Source organism: Martinezella miluonensis, from assembly GCF_900094545.1.
Classification (GTDB): Bacteria; Pseudomonadota; Alphaproteobacteria; order Rhizobiales; family Rhizobiaceae; genus Rhizobium; species Rhizobium miluonense.
In genome coordinates, this window is sequence record NZ_FMAH01000014.1 from 39,977 (window position 1) to 58,164 (window position 18,188).

Annotated in this window: 15 protein-coding genes; 11 read left to right on the top strand and 4 right to left on the bottom strand. The window is 61.3% G+C overall.

Translation table 11 applies throughout. The annotated features are described in order from the left end of the window. The first annotated feature begins 70 nt into the window (after positions 1 to 70). The 3 genes from GA0061102_RS13815 to GA0061102_RS13825 all read left to right on the top strand — a co-directional run bounded on the left by GA0061102_RS13815 (position 71) and on the right by GA0061102_RS13825 (position 3,028). Positions 71 to 1,279: a pyridoxal phosphate-dependent aminotransferase gene (locus GA0061102_RS13815; protein ID WP_092848885.1), complete on the top strand. Its 1,209-nt coding sequence runs from the start codon at positions 71 to 73 to the stop codon at positions 1,277 to 1,279. A gap of 80 nt (positions 1,280 to 1,359) precedes the next feature. Beyond that, positions 1,360 to 2,157: an ABC transporter substrate-binding protein gene (locus GA0061102_RS13820; RefSeq protein WP_092848524.1), complete on the top strand. Its 798-nt coding sequence runs from the start codon at positions 1,360 to 1,362 to the stop codon at positions 2,155 to 2,157. Positions 2,158 to 2,353: 196 nt separating this feature from the next. Then, entirely contained in the window at positions 2,354 to 3,028 is a 675-nt protein-coding gene (locus tag GA0061102_RS13825; protein WP_092848530.1) for an amino acid ABC transporter permease, read from the top strand. A gap of 65 nt (positions 3,029 to 3,093) precedes the next feature. Here GA0061102_RS13825 and GA0061102_RS13830 read toward each other — a convergent pair whose 3' ends face one another. Together GA0061102_RS13830 and GA0061102_RS13835 are read right to left on the bottom strand one after the other, a co-directional pair. After that, entirely contained in the window at positions 3,094 to 3,609 is a 516-nt protein-coding gene (locus tag GA0061102_RS13830; protein WP_092848533.1) for a MarR family winged helix-turn-helix transcriptional regulator, read from the bottom strand. Positions 3,610 to 3,706: 97 nt separating this feature from the next. Continuing rightward, positions 3,707 to 5,275, bottom strand: a complete 1,569-nt coding sequence (locus GA0061102_RS13835) for a phytoene desaturase family protein (RefSeq protein ID WP_092848542.1) — start codon at positions 5,273 to 5,275, stop codon at positions 3,707 to 3,709. 396 nt (positions 5,276 to 5,671) lie between these two features. Here GA0061102_RS13835 and GA0061102_RS13840 point away from each other — a divergent pair, with 396 nt between their 5' ends. The 3 genes from GA0061102_RS13840 (at position 5,672) to GA0061102_RS13850 (ending at position 8,652) form a co-directional block, all read left to right on the top strand. Further along, positions 5,672 to 6,454: a cyclase family protein gene (locus tag GA0061102_RS13840; RefSeq protein ID WP_092848551.1), complete on the top strand. Its 783-nt coding sequence runs from the start codon at positions 5,672 to 5,674 to the stop codon at positions 6,452 to 6,454. A 77-nt stretch (positions 6,455 to 6,531) separates the two neighbouring features. Then, a complete protein-coding gene (locus GA0061102_RS13845; RefSeq protein ID WP_092848554.1) occupies positions 6,532 to 8,121 on the top strand; it encodes a phytoene desaturase family protein in 1,590 nt (529 codons plus the stop codon). A 24-nt stretch (positions 8,122 to 8,145) separates the two neighbouring features. Continuing rightward, on the top strand, positions 8,146 to 8,652 hold the full coding sequence (locus GA0061102_RS13850; RefSeq protein ID WP_092848557.1) for a MarR family winged helix-turn-helix transcriptional regulator: 507 nt from the start codon (positions 8,146 to 8,148) through the stop codon (positions 8,650 to 8,652). A gap of 57 nt (positions 8,653 to 8,709) precedes the next feature. Here the strand turns inward: GA0061102_RS13850 and GA0061102_RS13855 are convergent, their stop codons facing one another. Together GA0061102_RS13855 and GA0061102_RS13860 are read right to left on the bottom strand one after the other, a co-directional pair. After that, a complete protein-coding gene (locus tag GA0061102_RS13855) occupies positions 8,710 to 10,269 on the bottom strand; it encodes an indolepyruvate oxidoreductase subunit beta family protein (RefSeq protein ID WP_092848560.1) in 1,560 nt (519 codons plus the stop codon). A gap of 9 nt (positions 10,270 to 10,278) precedes the next feature. Continuing rightward, a complete protein-coding gene (locus tag GA0061102_RS13860; RefSeq protein WP_092848562.1) occupies positions 10,279 to 12,432 on the bottom strand; it encodes a thiamine pyrophosphate-dependent enzyme in 2,154 nt (717 codons plus the stop codon). A 376-nt stretch (positions 12,433 to 12,808) separates the two neighbouring features. Here GA0061102_RS13860 and GA0061102_RS13865 point away from each other — a divergent pair, with 376 nt between their 5' ends. The 5 genes from GA0061102_RS13865 to GA0061102_RS13885 all read left to right on the top strand — a co-directional run bounded on the left by GA0061102_RS13865 (position 12,809) and on the right by GA0061102_RS13885 (position 18,179). Beyond that, positions 12,809 to 14,344, top strand: a complete 1,536-nt coding sequence (locus GA0061102_RS13865; RefSeq protein WP_092848570.1) for an ABC transporter substrate-binding protein — start codon at positions 12,809 to 12,811, stop codon at positions 14,342 to 14,344. A gap of 227 nt (positions 14,345 to 14,571) precedes the next feature. Then, the gene (locus GA0061102_RS13870; RefSeq protein ID WP_092848579.1) at positions 14,572 to 15,579 is read left to right on the top strand and encodes an ABC transporter permease; all 1,008 of its coding nucleotides are present in this window, start codon (positions 14,572 to 14,574) and stop codon (positions 15,577 to 15,579) included. After that, positions 15,572 to 16,465 carry an ABC transporter permease gene (locus tag GA0061102_RS13875; protein WP_092848588.1) on the top strand — a complete coding sequence of 298 codons (894 nt, stop codon included), beginning with the start codon at positions 15,572 to 15,574 and terminating at the stop codon, positions 16,463 to 16,465. Before GA0061102_RS13870 ends, GA0061102_RS13875 begins: the two co-directional genes overlap by 8 nt. Continuing rightward, positions 16,462 to 17,334, top strand: coding sequence for an ABC transporter ATP-binding protein (locus GA0061102_RS13880; RefSeq protein WP_092848591.1), 873 nt, complete (start codon positions 16,462 to 16,464; stop codon positions 17,332 to 17,334). Before GA0061102_RS13875 ends, GA0061102_RS13880 begins: the two co-directional genes overlap by 4 nt. Next, positions 17,331 to 18,179 (top strand): ATP-binding cassette domain-containing protein, encoded by an 849-nt coding sequence (locus tag GA0061102_RS13885; RefSeq protein WP_092848599.1) that lies wholly within the window; start codon positions 17,331 to 17,333, stop codon positions 18,177 to 18,179. The genes GA0061102_RS13880 and GA0061102_RS13885 overlap by 4 nt, the downstream gene beginning before the upstream one ends. Positions 18,180 to 18,188: the final 9 nt, after the last annotated feature.

The following is an 18,188-nucleotide window of genomic DNA, read 5'->3' on the forward strand; positions in this document are numbered from 1 at the left end:
GAAGAGCAATCCAGGCGCAGGTTTGGGCCGTCGTTTCGTTCCTTCAACACCGATTTCCCAGGGGAATTCCTTGTCTCTTCTGCCGCAGCACAATTTGCCGAACGCAATCGCCGGTCGCGACGCCCTTGAAGGCATCCGCGCACAGATCCGCGACATGCGCACCGACAACATAGCCGTCCTCGCCAAGCGCGCGCGGGAACTCGGCGGCGTCATACCGCTCTGGTTCGGCGAAGGCGACATCGTGACGCCGGCCTTCATCCGCGACGCCGCAAAGAAAGCACTGGACGATGGCGCGACCTTCTATGTCCCGAACATGCGCGGTCTCCCGACACTGAACGAGGCGCTCTCGGAATATCAGACCCGCTGGCACGAGCGCCCCATCCCCATCGAGCGCACCACGGTTGCCCCCGGCGGCATGCAGGCGCTCTACATGGCGCTTGAATTACTCGTCGACGTCGGCACCAATGTCGTCTACGTCGCGCCGCAATGGCCGAACATCCACAATGCCATTCATCTGATCGGCGGCGAACCGCGCGCCGTATCGCTCGATTTCGATACCGACTGGCGCCTCGATCTCGACAAGCTCTTTGCCCGCTGCGATGCCCGCACCCGTGCAATCTTCCTGTCGACGCCCTCCAACCCGACGGGCTGGACGGCTTCGCGCGAAGAGATGCTGGCGCTGCTCGATTTCAGCCGCCGCACCGGCATCTGGATCATTTCTGACGAAGTCTATGCCCGCCTCTATTTCGACGGCGAGATTGCACCGTCGATCCTGCAGGTGGCGGAAGACGGCGATCGCGTGATTGCGATCAACAGCTTCTCGAAAGCATGGGCCATGACCGGCTGGCGCGTCGGCTGGCTGACGCATCCTTCCGCCGTCGCCGACCAACTCGGCGCGATGACGCAATATGTCAACAGCGGTACATCGGCGATGGTACAGGCGGGAGCTGCCGCGGCATTGCGCCAAGGCGAGCCGCTGATTGCCGAGATCCGCGGCCGGATCAAGGCCGGCCTCGACCTTGCCTATGAGAAGCTGCCAAAAATACCGGGCATGATCCTGCCGGAAAAGCCGCGCGGCGGCATGTACGCCTTCTTCGCGCTGCAGGGAGAGGCCGACGCGACAGCGCTTTGCGAGCGCATTCTGGAGACGGCCCGCGTCGGTCTGGCGCCCGGCTATCACTTTGGAGAATCGTCGCGCGCATTCCTGCGCATGTGCACCTTCCGCGAAACGGAACAGATGCGTCTCGCCCTCGACCGCATGGTCGATGCGATGACATGAGACGGCCGCCCGGACGGGCGGACGGGGAATACCGCGGGTAAGAGGAAAACCCGCAGCCATAACCAGAGGGAGACTAAAAAATGCATATAACTCGTCGCAGTCTGCTGGTCCTAGCGACCGCCGTCGGCCTTGCCGGCGGAAGCCACTTTACCTATGCCGCCGATGCGCTGAATGTCGGTTCCTATCCCAACAACCCGCCCTTCGAATACAAAACTGCCAATGGCGGTTTCGAAGGCTTCGAGGTCGATGTGGTCAACGAAGCGGCCAAGCGCGCCGGCATGACCACCAACATCGCCGACTATGGCTTCCAGGCCCTGTTTGCCGCAACGAGCTCCAAGCGCATCGACGTGGCGATCTCGTCCATCACCATCACGCCGGAGCGCCTGAAGTCGCAGTCCTTCACGCAGCCTTACTACGACTCCGACATGGGCGTCGCCGCCAAGGAAGGCAGCTCGATCAAGGCGCTCGCCGATCTCAAGGGCGCGGTCGTCGGCGTACTCTCCGGCTCGACCGGCGAAAAATGGGTCAATGACAACAAGGCCGCTAAGGGTTTTGCCGACGTCAAGGGCTACAATTCACAGCAGGACATGTTCCTTGATCTCGGCGCCGGCCGCATCGACGCCGTCGTCAGCGACATTCCGGGCATGCAGTATCTCTTCGTCAAGACCAAGGGCTTTGCCATCAAGGATCGCATCAAGACCGGCGAACAATACGGCCTGATGATGACCAAGGATTCGCCACTGCTCGGCAAGATCAACGACGCCATCACCGCGATGAAGAAGGACGGCACGCTGGAAAAGATCCACGAGAAGTGGTTCGGCAGCAAGGCGCCGGCAGGCTCCTCCACCGTCACCGAATTGCCTATCCCCAAGGCGTGATCAAAAGATCATCGTTGAAATGAAACTACGCCGGTCGTAACGGCCGGCGTAGATACAAGAGCAATTCCAGCAAAAGTGCGAAGCGGTTTTGCGTCCGGAATTGCGTAAAAACAAAGAGATAGAGCATTTCTGCGACTCCGTTTAATGCGGAAATGCTCTAAGAAATCTTGTCTTCGTCTTGCACACGGGAGTGCCAATGTCTTTCGTCGATACCTTCTTCAATTCCGACGTCATGATCTCGGCTTTCCCGCAGCTGCTGCGCGGGCTTTGGATGACCATCGCGCTCGGCGTGGTCAGCATCCTGATCGGCGTGACCGGCGGCCTCTTCGTCAGCCTGGTCCGCCTCTATGCCCCCAAGCCGCTGCAGCTGCTGACGATCGCCTATATCGACATCATGCGCGCTATGCCGATGCTGGTCGTGCTGATCCTGATCTACTACGCGCTGCCTTTCGTCGGCATCAGCTTTTCGGCCTGGTGGTCGGCGATCATCGGCTTTTCCATCGTGCTTGCAGCCTACTCGGCCGAAGTCTTCCGCTCGGGCATCGAAAGCGTGCCGCGCGGCCAGTTCGAAGCCGCTGCCGCTCTCGGCATTCCCTTCCTGATCACGCTCTACAAGGTCGTGCTGCCACAGGCGGTCCGCATCGTCATCCCGCCCACCACCAGCAACTGCGTGTCGATGTTCAAGGATACGTCGCTCGCTTCGACGGTGGCGCTGCCGGAACTGCTGAAAGAGGGCCAGAATGCCCAAGGCTTTTACGCCAATCCCTCGCCGCTGATCATGGCCGCGGTGATCTACGTCATCCTGCTTTGGCCGATGGTGCGTCTGGTGAGCGTACTGGAGAAGAAATTCAAAAGCGAACGCGCCCACTAAAACAACTCCGAGGAGTGCAGAGCGGTTGGGGGTTTCATGAAACGCGGAACCGCTCCGGAGGGGCGTCAATCGAAGTCGTTGCCGGAAAGATGGTTGCTGACGGAGGTCTTCACCTCACCGATATCCTGCCAAAGCTCGGTGATGATGGCGGGGTCTACATCGGCCATCATATCTCGCAACCAGCCCTCATGGGCAGCGGCCATGGCGCCGAACAGCTCCACCCCCCTTTCGGTCAACTTCGCGACCGTCACGCGCCGGTCACCGTCAGGCGTCGCGCGCCGCACCAGCCCATCCGTCTCCAACCGTTCCACCAGCCCCGTGACATTGCCGTTGGTAACCATGGTACGCTTGGAAAGCTCGCCGAGGCGTAGGCCATCGCGTTCGCGATAAAGCTGCGCCATCAGATCGAATTGCGGCAGGGTCGCGCCGAACTCGTTGCGCAGCCGGCGACGGATTTCCTGCGAAATCAGCTTCGTGGTCGACAGCATGCGCAGCCAGAGCCGTAGCTCCAGCTTTTTGCCTTCCTGCGCTCCTTGAACGATGATCTCCAGATCAACGTTTACACTCTCGGACTCTGTCATGACGTCGCCTCGGTCTATCGTTCCGCATCGCTGATCTAAGCGATCTAGGGAGCAATATTTGAAACGTCAAAGGTTTGGGCGTCAAGTCGCTTGGCAGTCACTTGGCCAGCATTTTCCCCAGCATGAAACCGGAACCGGCACCCGTTCCCGCACCCGGCCATGTCGAGGCCCCGCACATGAAGAGCGAAGCGACCGGCGTCTTGTAACGCGAATAGCCGGCAACGGGGCGGAACAGGAAGTTCTGGTCGAGGTGATGACTACCCGAGAGATTGTCGCCGCCGACGAGATTTGGATTCTCGCGTTCGAGATCGACGGGAGAAAAGACCGAACGGCCCAATATCTTGCCACGCAAGCCTGGGGCGTAGCGCTCGATGATGTCGAGGACCCGCTCCGCATAGGCATCCTTGATCGCGTCCCAGTTAGCGCCGGTGATTTCGCCTGCGGCGTCGCCACGGAATTGCGCCGGCAGGACGCGCACCTGTATCCAGAGCACATGCTGCCCGGGAGGCGCGCGCGAGGGATCGATGGCTGTAGGCTGGCCGACCACCAGGGCAGGCTCGACAGGCAGCAGGCCGCCCATCGCCTCAGCATAGACGCGGGACATCATTTCGAGATCCGGCGCGATATGCACATAGGCGAAATTCTGCAGCGCCTTGCCCGCCGTCCAGTCCGGAAGACCCGATAGCGCCAGATGGATCATCATCGTGCCGGGGCCGGCACGGAAGCGGGAAACCTTGCCGTCGAATTCCTGCCGCGACGGATCCTGATCGAGAAGCTTGCCGAAGAGGATCTGCGGATGGATGTTGGCGATAACGGCGCGCTTCGCTTCATAGCGGCGTCCATCGGCAAGAACGACGCCCGTCGCCTTCCCGCCTGCCGTGACGATCTTGTCGACGCGCGTGCCCAGCATCAATTCGCCGCCCTTGCTCTTCAGCACGGCCGCCATCGCCTTGATGATCGTATCGGCTCCCCCCTTGCCGATCACCATGCCGAAGGCCTGATTGGCCATGGATTCGAGATAAGGAAACAGCGCACCGCCGGCGACATCGGGCGCAAAATCGAGATGCAGCCCCCAGGCAGCCATCATCGTCTTGAGCTTGGTATTCCGGAAGCGGGCGTCGAGAAAATCGCGCGGCGAGGCAAACAGCGTGCGCGCCGTGTCGTAGACCCAGCCAGTCCCCTTTTCGCGCCACGCCTTCCAGACGACCTTGGCGGCGGCCATGGAGGGCATGGGCGAGCCGAGCAGACCGAAGATATGCGGAGCATCCGCACCGAACTGCGAGAGCATATTGCGCCAGGCGGCAGCATCCTGCGGCGATATATCGGCGATGGCACCCGCAGTCTTCTCCAGATCGGTACTGACGCCGAGGTAGCTATTGTCGCGGAAGACGCTGGCGAAGCAATCCGCAGCGGGCACGAAGCCGAGGCCTTCGGCCAACAACTCATTCTTGTACTGCGCAAAGAAGGCGGAGCCGGCGAACATGGAAAGGTTCATTGCGCAAAGATCGTGCCTAAAGCCGGGCAGCGTCACCTCGCGGGTTTTGACCGCGCCGCCCGGCTCGGCATTGCCCTCGATGACGGCAACCTTCCAGCCTTTCGCCGCCAGATGCACCGCCGCCGCCAGGCCATTGTGCCCCGCTCCCACTATGATCGCGTCATAGCTCATCGTTCGCCCCTCACTCGTCGGTGATTATTATTGTCACATGCATACATCTTGAGCTTTAAGCTTCAAGTATTTATTAGCGCGAATTTTATCTACAAAGACAATCCTGGATAGAATTGAATCAAGTAACTCTCGAAATTTACCTTCATTTTCAGCGCTTTGCCTGATCCGGGAAAGCAACTTAAAAGGTGTCAATTTTGGACGCTGAACCCATCGCGCGATGCTTGCAATATCATATATTGTGACATAGGCTTCCCTCATTCTGCCGCCGCGCGGACCCGGTGCCGGGAGGAAAGGCACCCCGCACCTGGCGAAAACGACTTCAAGCTCGACCTCGAAAAAGAACTCGCCAGGCGGCTTCTTGCATGGGGTCATGCGACAACAAGGGGAACCCAACATATGACCGCTACCACACTCGCCAGCCTCGCCTCGGCCCTGCTTTCAGGCTCCGTCAAGGTCGTCGATCTCACCGCGCCGCTCGGCCCGGACACTCCGGTGCTCTACCTGCCGCCACAGTTCGGCAAGAACACGCCCAAGGTCAAGGTCCACACAATCTCCGAATACAACCAGGACGGCCCGTTCTGGGCCTGGAACTGGCTGGAACTCGGCGAGCATACCGGCACTCACTTCGATGCACCCTGCCACTGGATCACCGGCAAGGACAATCCGAACAACACGACGGATACCATCCCGCCGCAGAATTTCGTCGCTCCGGTCAACGTCATCGACCGCTCCAAGGAAGCCGCCGCCAATCCCGACTATCTGCTGACGGTCGACAGCATCAAGGAATGGGAAGCCCAGCATGGCGCGATCGATGCCGGCACCTGGGTGCTGCTGCGCACCGACTGGTACAAGCGCAACGGCTCGACCGAGGCCTTCCTGAACGCCGATGAAAATGGCCCCCATTCTCCCGGCCCGACGGCCGAGGCGATCGAATATCTGCTGAGCAAGGGCATTGTCGGCTGGGGTTCGGAAACGATTGGCACCGATGCCGGATCCGCCGGCGGCATGAACCCGCCCTTCCCGGCGCACAACCTCATGCACAAGGCCAACCGCTATGGCCTCGCCAGCCTCTCCAATCTCGATCAGCTTCCGGCCAAGGGCGCCGTGCTGATCGCCGCTCCGCTGAAGTTCGTCAAGGGAACCGGCTCGCCGGTTCGTGCTTTGGCGTTGATTGCATGATAGTCTGGGAAGGCTGGGGCCTGGGGTAAATTAGGCCCCTCCTTTCCACTTTATCTTGCCTATGAGGGGCAGCGGCAATGGGCGATCATGATTACATCATCGTCGGCAGCGGCATCAATGCGCTTGTCGCGGCCGCAATGCTCGGCAAAAAGGGCCACAAGGTGCTCGTCCTCGAGCGCAACGACCGCATAGGCGGTTGCCTGCGCACCGAAGAGATCACCGAGCCCGGCTTCATCCACGACGTCATGGCAACGACCATGGTGCTGTTCCTCACCTCGCCCGCCTATGGCGCCATCGGCAAGGATCTCGAGGCGCGCGGCCTGGAATTCGCCCATGCCGACCTTCCCACAGGCGTGCTGCGGCCCGACGGTTCGCATGTCATCTTCTCCAAGGACAGGCGGCGCAATATCGCCACCTTCGACGAATTGTCGCTCGGCGACGGGCAAACCTTCTCTCGTGAGATGGAAGCACTTGCCGCCGACGCGCCATTCCTGTTTTCCCTGCTCGGCGGCGCACTGTGGTCGGGATCGACCCTTAAGACTGTTGCCAAGCAAGGCTGGAACCGCGGCCTGCGCAAGCTGGCTGCCTGGTTTGGCGACGCCTTGACGCCGGCACGCGGCTATCTCGAAACCAGTTACAGGTCCGAGGATATCCGCGCACTTTGGGCGCCCTGGGTACTCCATTGCGGCCTCGGACCCGAAAGCGCCTACTCCGCCGAAATGCTGAAGGTGATCGGCTTTGCACTGGAACTCGGCGGTACGCCAATCGTCAAAGGTGGCGCCGCGAAACTGCTCACGGCCTTCGAACAACTGATTACCGATCACGGCGGCGAAATCCGTGTTGGCGCCGATGTCGCAGCCATCATTCCAGGCCCTAATCGCCGTGCTGACGGCGTGCGCCTTGCAAGCGGCGAAATCTTGAGGGCCAAATCCGGCGTCATCTGCTCGATGACACCCAACCAACTCTATGACCGTCTGATGGGGGATTGGCCGGATCCGATGCCGGTCGAGGTCAAATCCGGCGTCGCCAACTACCGTTACGGCAAGGGCGACATGCAGATCCACTATGCGCTCTCGGAGCCGCCGCGCTGGAAGGCCGATGCCGAACTCGGCAAGGTTGCGCTGCTGCATCTGACCCCTGGCCTCGACGGCGTCTCGCGCGCCGCCAACGAATGCGAGCGCGGACTATTGCCTGCCGAACCCACCGTCTGCGTCGGGCAGCCCGTCGCGCTCGATCCGAGCCGCGCACCGGAAGGCAAATCGATCCTCTGGCTGCAGCTTCCAGAAGCACCCCGCCATATCAAGGGCGACGCCGCGGGCGAGATCGCAACACCGGAGGACGGCCGCTGGACGGTAGAGGTGCGGGAACGCTACGCCGACCGCATCGAAGCGATGCTAGCAAGCCATATCGAGAATTTCTCCAACATAAAGCTCGCACGGCGATCCTATTCTCCGGGTGATCTGGAAGCGATGAACATGAACCTCGTCGGTGGCGACCCCTATGGCGGCTATTGCGGCCTCGACCAGTTTTTCATCTGGCGTCCCTTCAAGTCATCTGTTAACCACCGCACCCACATATCGGGCCTGTACCACATCGGCGCTTCCGCGCATCCCGGTCCAGGCCTTGGAGGAGGCTCCGGCTTCCTGCTCGCATCATCGCTGAAGTAACAAGTTTCCTAGGGAGCATCGTCGATGGAAGAACGGTTTTCAGGCACCGTTTTGAGGCGCAAGCGGGATGAGAACGCTAAGCGCCCGACCATGGGCGAAATCGGCCTCAATCATTTCGCGCCCTATCTGATGAACCGGCTGATGGCGCGCTGGAACGCCAATCTTTCGGAAGAGCTGCGCGAATACGACATGACGACCGCCAAGATGCGCGCGCTCGCCGTCCTTTGCGTTTCCTCCAGCGTTACCATCAACGAGCTCTCCGTCTTTGCCGTAACCGAGCAGTCGACGATGAGCCGCACCTTGGATTCTCTCGAACAGCAGGGCTACATCCGCCGCCAGCCGCGTGTCGAAGACATGCGCATCCGCGACGTCTCCATCACCGAGGAAGGCCGCGCCGCCTTCGAAAAGGTGTGGCCGACCATGTACGACCTCTTCCTGCAGATGTTCGACGGCGTCGACGAGGCCGAATATCGCACTTTCATCTCGACACTGCACAAAGTGCTGCACAACATCCGCAAGCACGAGATCTGAGGAGGGCTGCTTATCCGCCCCTGGCGGGCGAGATAAGGCTCCGCACTCGCCGCAACCTCAGAGCGTCTCCACAGTCTTCAACGCGCCATCGAGAGCCGTACCCTTCTCGTCCAGCAGCGCCGCCTGCCGCAGTCGCTTCATCCAAGCGGCTCCGTCCTCACGATCGCGCAGCATCGGCAGGGCCGACATGACGCGATCGAACTTCGACAGACCGCGCGCATGCGTATCGGAATAGCCTTTGACAAGGCGGCGGTTGCCGAGCACCTCGACGGCGAGATCGTAGTTCGCCGCCAGCAGGTTGGTCGCGGCCGTGAGCCAGGCTTCGCGATGCTCGACCTCGCGCGAATGACGCAAAGTGCCGCGACGGATACGGCGCAGCGCAGAGACCGTATAGAGGCCGAAGAACCAGAACAGCGTGCCTGTCTTGACGCGCCGGCCCTTATTGACGAAGCGGTCGAGCCGCGCGAACAGGAGCGGCCGGCTCTCGATCCACAGGCCCATGCCCTTCGGCATCGTGCCGCAGACTTCATCCATGCGCGGATGCATGTATTCCGTCATGTAGACGATCTGGTCGTCCTTGGCGCCGACCTCCTTGCGCACCCGCTCGAAGCGCGAGCCGCGCACCTTCAGATCGGCGACGCGAATGACATCGTCGTAAGCCATGGCAACGGCAACATATTTCGCCGCCTGGACGGTGAAAGCGAAGGTTTTGTCCGCGCCCCCGGCTTTACGGTCAAGCGCATGAAGTGCAGCGACACGGGTCAGATACTCATCGGCATAGGCCGGATCCTGATAGTCCGTGAGCCTCCTGGCGCCGGCAAACAGAAGCGGATGAGCCACTTCCGGAAATTCCGCACGGATGCGATTGACCAGCCGGTCGAGTGCCGGGTGGCCGGCCGTGTCAGGCAGAGCATCGAAATGCTTCGTCGGCGTCGCGGAAACCGCATCGCGCGGCTTTTCCTTAACCCTGTCGAAAGCGGCATTGAACGCTTTAAGGCTCGGCTCGATGCCCTTGCCGCCAGCGCGGATCATCGCTTCGAAGGCCTGCTTTGCGAAAGGAAGCGCACCGGAGCCAGCCAGCGCCCCGAACATGGACGCAGAAATCACGCTGCCGTTCCTGACGGCCAGCGTCTCCATATCGAAGGCGATGGTGCGTTTGGCGGCGAAATCCGTGGCGTCGACCACGACTTCCGGGTTGCCGATGCCATCGCCTGGCTTCTCTTTCTCGCCCACCGCGAAAGAGCGATGCGTCGAGGCGATCAGCACGGTTTTGTCCGGCGTGACGAGGCCGCGCAGCACGGAACGGCCGGCCTCCATCAACTCGGCCGCCATGACGACATCGACATCGCCCGGCGTCGGCATCAGCGAAAAGATCGGCGCGTGGCCGTCGCGGGCCGGCAGCATCTCGATATAGTAGATCGTCGCGCCCGTTCGCTGCGCCACGCCGGGCACGGATGTCGTCTGCGCCATCCATCCTTCGGCTTCGGCAAGGCCGACGATCCAGTCGGCCAGCACGCCGCCGCCCTGCCCGCCCATGGCGAGAATGGCAAGTGACAACGGCTTGTCCGTCGAAAGTCTGTTAGCGCCGAGATCACTCATACTTACATGCTCGTTCATATCGCCCTCTCAATCTGCGAAGACGATGCGGCCGGCGCGGCGACGCGCCTGCAACCAACCGATAACGCGGGAACGCAGGCGGGCAACGAAGCGATCCCAACCCGTTGGATTGTGGATGATATCGGCACGGTAGAAGGAGGGACAGAGCGCCGCCGCCTCCGAAACCTCGCCGCAATTCCCGCAGCCGACGCAATTATTGTCGATCGCCGCCACCGGATCGTCCTTCAGCGGATCGTCGGTATGCTTGACCGACAGCGAAGGACAGCCGGAAAGACGGATGCAGGCGTGATCGCCGGTGCAGACGTCTTCATCCACGCCGAAGCGCTCCTTGACCATGCGCTTGCCGTCCTTGACCGCCTTGGCGAATTGCGGCTTCACGCGGCGCTGCTTGTTGAGCATGCATTCCGATGAGGCGACGATGATCTTCGGTCCCGGCTCCTTCGAGGTCAGCGCCTCACGCAGCGTGTCGCGCATCTTGCCGACATCATAGGTCCGGTCGATCTGGCGCACCCAGGTCGCGCCGATGCCCTTGACCGCATTGACGATTGAATTGTTGGTCTTGCGACGCGGATTGAGCGCGCGCGAGGACGGTATGTCCTGCCCGCCGGTCGCCGCCGAGTAATAGTTGTCGACGATGAGGATGACGCCGTCCTGCTTGTTGAAGACGGCATTGCCGACGGAGGTCGCCAGACCGTTGTGCCAGAAGCCGCCATCACCCATGACCGAGATCGCGCGCTTGTCGGCCGCGACATTGAAAGCCGAGGCGGCAGCCGGCCCAAGCCCATAGCCCATGGTCGTGCTGCCCAGATTGAAGGGCGGCAGGATCGAGAACAGGTGACAGCCGATGTCGCCGGAAATGTGGTGCTGGCCAAGCTCGCCTTCGACCAGCTTCATCGCCGCAAAGATCGGCCGCTCGGGACAGCCGATGCAGAAGCCAGGCGGGCGCGGCGGCACGACTTCCGCCAATGCCTTGATCTTCGGGTCGTTGAGGATCGGCGTCGGATCCGGCAGCGGCGCCTGGTTGCCAAGCAGCACGCGCTGATGGGTTTCCAGGAAATTCTTGATGCCCTTCATCAGGACAGGCGCGGTATATTCGCCGCCCATCGGCAGGACATCTTTGCCCGCGACCTTGGTCTGGATATCCCGGCGCCGCAGGATGGTGTTGAGCGACTGCTCGATATATTCGGGCGCCCCCTCCTCGACCATCAACACCGCTTTCTTATTGGCGCAGAATTCGGCCATCTGATCGTCGATCAGCGGATAGGCGACGTTGAGAACGTAAAGCGGCACGGCGGAATTACCGTAGACATCGGCAAGGCCGAGCTGCTGCAGCGCGCGCATGACGCCATTATAGGCGCCACCGAGCAGGATGATGCCGACCTCGCCCTCGGAGGGACCGAAATACTCGTTGAGCTGGCGTTTCTTGATGAAATCGACCGCCGCCGGCCAGCGTTTCTCCAGCTTCTCCTTCTCGTGCAGGAAGGAAGCGGGCGGCAGCACGATGCGGTTGACGTCACGGATCGGCGTCTCCAGCGCCTGCTTCAGCGTATAGGCCGGGCGCTTGTTGTCCTTGGCGACGAACTGGCCGTGCACATGACAGCTGCGGATGCCGACCTGCAGCATGACTGGCGTGTTGGAGGCCTCGGAAAGCTCGAAACCCTCCTCGACCGCCTGCACGATCGACGGCAGGTTCGGGCGCGGATTGAGCAGCCACATCTGCGATTTCATCGCATAGGCGTGGCTGCGCTCCTGCATGATCGAGGAGCCTTCGCCATAATCCTCGCCGATGATGATGAGCGCGCCGCCTGTGACACCGCCCGAAGACAGGTTGGAAAGCGCATCGGAGGCAACGTTCGTGCCTGCCGTCGATTTCCAGGTGACGGCGCCGCGCACCGGATACATGACGGAGGCCGAAAGCATGGCGGCAGCCGCCGCTTCAGATGCCGAGGTCTCGAAGTGGACGCCGAGATCCTCCATCACGTCCTTGGCATCGGCCAGCACGTCCATGAGATGGGAAATCGGCGATCCCTGATAGCCGCCGACATAGGATACGCCGGACTGCAGAAGTGCCTTGGTGATTGCGAGAATACCCTCACCGCGGAAGACATCGCCTTCCCCGAGCTTCAGATCCTCGACCTCGCGCGCAAAAGATCGCTCGGCCATAGATGTTACCCCTTTGCCCTACGGGCTTCTTTTAAATCATTTGCAAAATCATATTTTGAACCTCCATGGGCTGTCAACGAACAAATAGGAGATATCATACGCCATATTGCCATTGTAAGCGGGAACAAAGCAGCCGTCTTCGGAAACCGCAACCGCCACACCAACGATTGCCAACGCATATATATGCATACGCATAAAATATAGGCACCTTATCAAGGCACATGACAATCAGGGATCTGGATTTTTTGAAAGGGTCAGAGAAAGCGCTTGCCGCTCCGAAATACGTATTTTAAGATTAAAACATTCCGACAATAAATCGCCAGTGGCAGGCGGGCGTCATGCTTTTTCTGCCGCTTAACAGGGGAACGGAGTGACCATGACAACACTTACTCGGCGCGAGGCCCTGAGCCTCGGCGCAGCAGCATTCATTACTGGGATTCTCGCAGGCCGGACGCCTGTGGAAGCCGCCGAAGCCGGCACGCTGACCATCGCCTTCAACGTCAACCTGCCGTCCTTCGACCCGACTACCGGGCCGTCGGCAGTCAACCCGACGATCCAGGCGATCTATCGCTCGATTTTCGACCAGTTCATCGGCCAGGGGCCGGACCTGAAATTCCAGCCGGGCCTACTCACCGCCTGGGGCTGGAACGACGACAAAACCAAGGTCTGGATGGACGTCCGTGAAGGCGTCACCTGGCATGACGGCTCCAAGTTCACGCCGGCAGACATCGTCTGGTCGCTGGAGCGGGCCGCCAAACAGGAAACCGGCAACCCGATCCAGTTCATCTGGTCGACCGCCAGCAATTATAAGGTGGAAGGCAACCGCATTACCGGCGATGTCGTCCGCTTCGAGCCGACCTTCTTCAAGTGGATGGCGTTCCTCACCGGCTACGTCCTGCCGAAGGACTATTATACCAAGGTGGGTGCGGAAGGTTTCGAGAAGAAGCCCATCGGTACCGGCCCCTATATGGTCGACGCCTATGAGGGCAATTCCTATCTGCGCCTGAAGGCGAACCCCAACTATTTCGGCGGCAAGCCCGCCTTCGACACTGTTATCTTCAAGTTCGTGCCCGACACGACGAGCCGCGTCGCCGAAATCGAGTCCGGCTCGTCCGACGTGACGCTGGAAATCCCTTACGAAGATTTCGACCGGCTGAAACAGAAGTCCGGTCTGGCCGGCGTTGCCACTCCGATCTCCGACATCGGCATGATCTTCATCAGCAACGTCGACCCGATGCTCGATAAGAATGTCCGCCTTGCTGCCAACATGGCGATCGACAAGGACGCGATCATCAAGCGGCTGCTGCGTGGCTACGGCAATCCGCTGTCGACGCTCGAAGCTCCGGAATACGAAGCCTACGATGCCTCCATCAAGACCGCTTACGATCCGGAACAAGCCAAGAAGCTCCTGGCTGCCAGCGGCTATTCGACGAAAAAGCCGGTCAAGTTCACCATCAAGACGACCCGCGGCTTCAAGCCGAAGGACTACGAGATGATCCAGGCGATTGTCGGCATGTGGCGCAAGGTCGGCATCGAGGCTGAAATCGAAGTCTACGAAATCGCCAAGCACTACGAGCTGCGCGCAGCCCACAAGCTCGGGCCGGCGGCTTTCTACAACTGGGGCAACGCCATCGGCGACCCGACGACCTCGACCGGCTTCGCCATGTTCGGCCCCTCGCCGCACTCCGCCTGGAAGACCAAGGATGTCGACGACATGCTGGGGCCACTCTGGGTGGAAAAGGATGAGGCCAAGCGCATTGCCGGCTGGAAAGCGGCGATCAAATACATCGCCGAACAGGGCTATGTGATCCCGCTGCTGCAATATGTTCAGCCGATCGTCTACAAGTCGAGCCTGAAGGTAACGCCGAACGTTTCCGGCGCCTTGCAGCCGACGCTGGTGTCTAAGGGTTGATACGTCTAGCTTTGACCGTGTGGCCTTGCCCCCTCACCCTAGCCCTCTCCCAGCAAGCGGGGAGAGGGGACGACTTTTGTATCCTCGCCGGAACGCGTCGTTAGGGGTAGGCTGTAGATGCCTCTTTCCCCTTCTCCCCGTCAAAACGGGGAGAAGGTGCCCGACAGGGCGGATGAGGGGCTCAGGGCTCTCATCGCAATCAGCCGTGCGATCGGAATTCATAACGAATGATAGCAGTTTCCATTCTCAACCGCCTGATCATGGCCGTCGTTACGCTCTTTGGCGTAGCGCTGATCGTCTTCGTGCTACTGCGCGTCGTGCCGGGCGATCCGATCGCCATGATGATCTCACCGGGCGCAAGCCCCGCGGACATCGCAGCGCTCCGCGCCCATTACGGTCTTGATGCAAGCCTGACAACACAGTTCGGAATCTGGCTGAAATCGGTCCTCATAGGTGATTTCGGGACGTCGATCTCCCTGAAGCGTGATGTGCTATCCCTGCTCGGAGAGCGCCTCCCCGCGACGCTGGAACTTGCTTTTGCGGCCCTCGTATTGGCGGTTCTTCTCGGCGGTGCGGTCGCCATCGTCGGCACGCTTGCCCGCCGCACGATTTTCGAGCCCGTTATCGACAGCCTCAACGGCCTTTTCCTCGCCGTTCCGGATTTCGTCTGGGCTCTAGCGCTGGTCCTGGTTCTGGGGGTCCTGTTTCCGCTTTTCCCGCTCTCCGGCCGCATCGATCCGAGCATCGACGTGCAATTCGCAACCCCCTTCTATCTCGTTGAAAGTCTGGTGACGCTTCGCTTCGGGATCTTAGCCGACATCTGCGCGCATATGGTCATGCCGGTCCTGGCGCTGGGCCTGCCGCTGGCAGCCATCATCGCTCGCGTGCTCAAAGCCGCGCTCTCCGAGGCCATGGTGCAGGACTATATTCTGCTCGCCAAGCTGAAGGGCATGTCCGATCTGCGGCTGGTGCTGCAGGAAGCGCTGCGCAATGCCGTCGGCCCGACGATCGCGCTGACCGGCGTGCAATTCACTTTCCTGATCGGCGGCACCGTCATCGTCGAGCGCATCTTCGCCTATCCCGGCATCGGCAACATGGCCATCGATGCTGTCATCAACCGCGACCTACCGCTGATCCAGGGGCTTGTCCTGGTCTTCGGCGCCATCTTCATTCTTGTCAATCTGGCGGTCGATCTCCTGGTCGCGGCCTTCAATCCGAGGCTCGCCCATGGCTGACGTCACCTCGCCCGCCCTACCGAGACCACCCTCAAGAATGGCGAAACGCATTCGGGCACTGCTCTCCGAGCCGAAAGTGATCTTCGGCGGTGGCTTCATCCTGATCCTGATCATTCTCGCAATCTTCGCGCCCTATATCGCGCCGAAGGATCCGCTGGAGCAGGACCTGATGTCCGGAACATTACCGCCGGCCTGGGTGGATGGTTCCGATCCGGGCTTCCTGCTCGGCACGGATGATCTTGGCCGCGACGTGCTGTCCCGCGCCATCTTCGGCACGCGCATTGCTTTGACGGTCGCTTTCGTTGCGGCAGGGCTCGCGGCCTTCATCGGCACGCTGCTCGGCCTCCTCGCCGGCTGGTACGGCGGCTGGATCGACAAGGTGATCTCGCGCCTCGTCGATATCTGGATGGCCTTCCCGCCGGTGCTGCTGTCGATCCTGCTGGTCGCGGTCTTCGGATCCGGCGTGCATTCGGTCATCGCCGCCATCGTCATCATCGACTGGACGCGCTTCTGTCGCGTCGTGCGCTCCGAAACCCAGGCACAGGCGCAGATGGATTACGTCACCGCCGCCCATACGATCGGCTTTTCGCGGGCAAGAATCCTCTTCAGCGAAATCCTGCCCAATGTGACGCCCGTACTGATCGCCCTCGTCAGCCTGGAAATGGGCATCGCCGTCATCGTCGAAGCCATCCTGTCCTTCGTCGGCCTGTCGGTCGCATCCGACACGCCGACATGGGGCGGCATGATCGCCGAGGGGCGGCAGATGATCTACCAGGGCTGGTGGGTGCTGGTGGTGCCGCTGATCGCCCTTTTCGCGACGGTGCTGGCCTTCAATCAACTCGGCGATGGCCTGCGCCGCGCCCTCGATCCGGTGATGCGCCGATGACATCTCCGCTTCTTTCCATTGCCGGCCTTAGCGCCGTATCCGACCGCGACGGCGGCGCACTGATCCTGCGCGACGTTTCTCTCACGCTTGAGCGCGGCGAAGTACGCGGACTCGTCGGCGAAAGCGGCGCCGGAAAATCGACCATCGCCAAGGCGCTACTCGGCATCCTGCCTCGCAGCGTCCGCATCACCACCGGCTCGATTCTGTTCGAGAACCGCGGCCTTCTCACCCTTTCCGCGAGGGAATTGCGCGGCATCATGGGCAGCGAGATTTCGCTGATCCCGCAAGACCCGCAAACGGCGCTCAATCCCGGCCGCCGTATCGAGGCGCAACTGACCGACGGCCTCCGATTGAAGCGGGGCATGTCATCACGCGATGCTCGGCAGCGCGCGCTGAAACTGCTTGATGAAGTCCATATCCACAATCCCGAACGCGTATTGCGCGCCTATCCCCACGAATTGTCCGGCGGCATGCGCCAGCGCATCTTGATCGCCGCCGCCTTCGCACTGGAGCCGAAGCTGGTCGTGGCCGATGAGCCGACAACGGCGCTCGACGTCACCGTGCAGAAGCAGATCCTGCGGCTGATCCGCGGTCTGCAGGAGGCGCATGGCACCGCCGTCATCTTCGTCACGCACGATCTCGGCGTCGTCGCCCAGATCTGCGACAGCGTGACCCTGCTCTACGCCGGCAAGGTCATCGAAGAGGGGCGCACGAGCGACGTGCTCGCGCATCCCCAGCACATTTACACAAAATCGCTTGTTGCCGCCGGCCCGCGCTACGACCGGCCGGATGCCGGGCTGACACCGGTTCCGCAGGCTGTGTTCGACCAATTGCGCCGCGAGATCGGCATTGCGAAGGAAAGCCGATGAGCGTTTCCGACACCCTCCTGTCTGCTAAGGGCGTTGAGGTCACCTATGGTGCCAAACCACATCTCTTCGGCCCGGCGGGCCATGGCATCAAAGTGCTGCACGGCGTTGATATCGACATCCGCCGCGGCGAGACGGTCGGCATCGTCGGCGAAAGCGGCTCGGGCAAAACGACGCTGGGTCGTGCGCTGCTGCGGCTCGTCGATGTGACGGCAGGCGGCATCCATTTCGACGGCAAGGACATCACCCGCCTGCCCGATGCCGAAATGCGGCCGTTGCGCCGCCGCATGCAGATGATCTTCCAGGATCCGATGGCTTCGCTCAATCCACGCCACACGATCCGCCGCATCCTCGTAGAACCGCTTCTCCTGCATAGACTTGCGGCAGACCGGAAAGGCGCCGAGCGACAGGTTGCTGAAATCCTCGAGCGCGTGACGTTGCCGCAAGCCTGCCTCGATCGCAATCCGCATGAGCTTTCCGGCGGCCAGCGCCAACGCATCGGCATCGCGCGGGCGGCCTTGTTGAAGCCGGATTTCGTGCTTGCCGACGAGATCGTTTCCGGCCTCGACGTGTCGACACAGGCGCAGGTGCTCAATCTGCTGAAGGAACTTTCGCGCGACCTCGGCCTTTCCATGGCCTTCATCAGCCATGATCTCTCGGTCATCCGCGCCGTTTGCGACCGCGTCTACGTCATGCGCCTTGGCCGTGTCGAAGAAGAAGGCGATTGCGAGCGCGTCTTCACCGCACCCGCCTCCGCCTATACGCGCATGCTGCTGGACGCTATTCCCCTGCCGGAAATCGACCCGAAATGGCTTGGGCGCGATGCGGGACAGGAGCACGCAGCCTGAAAAGGCATT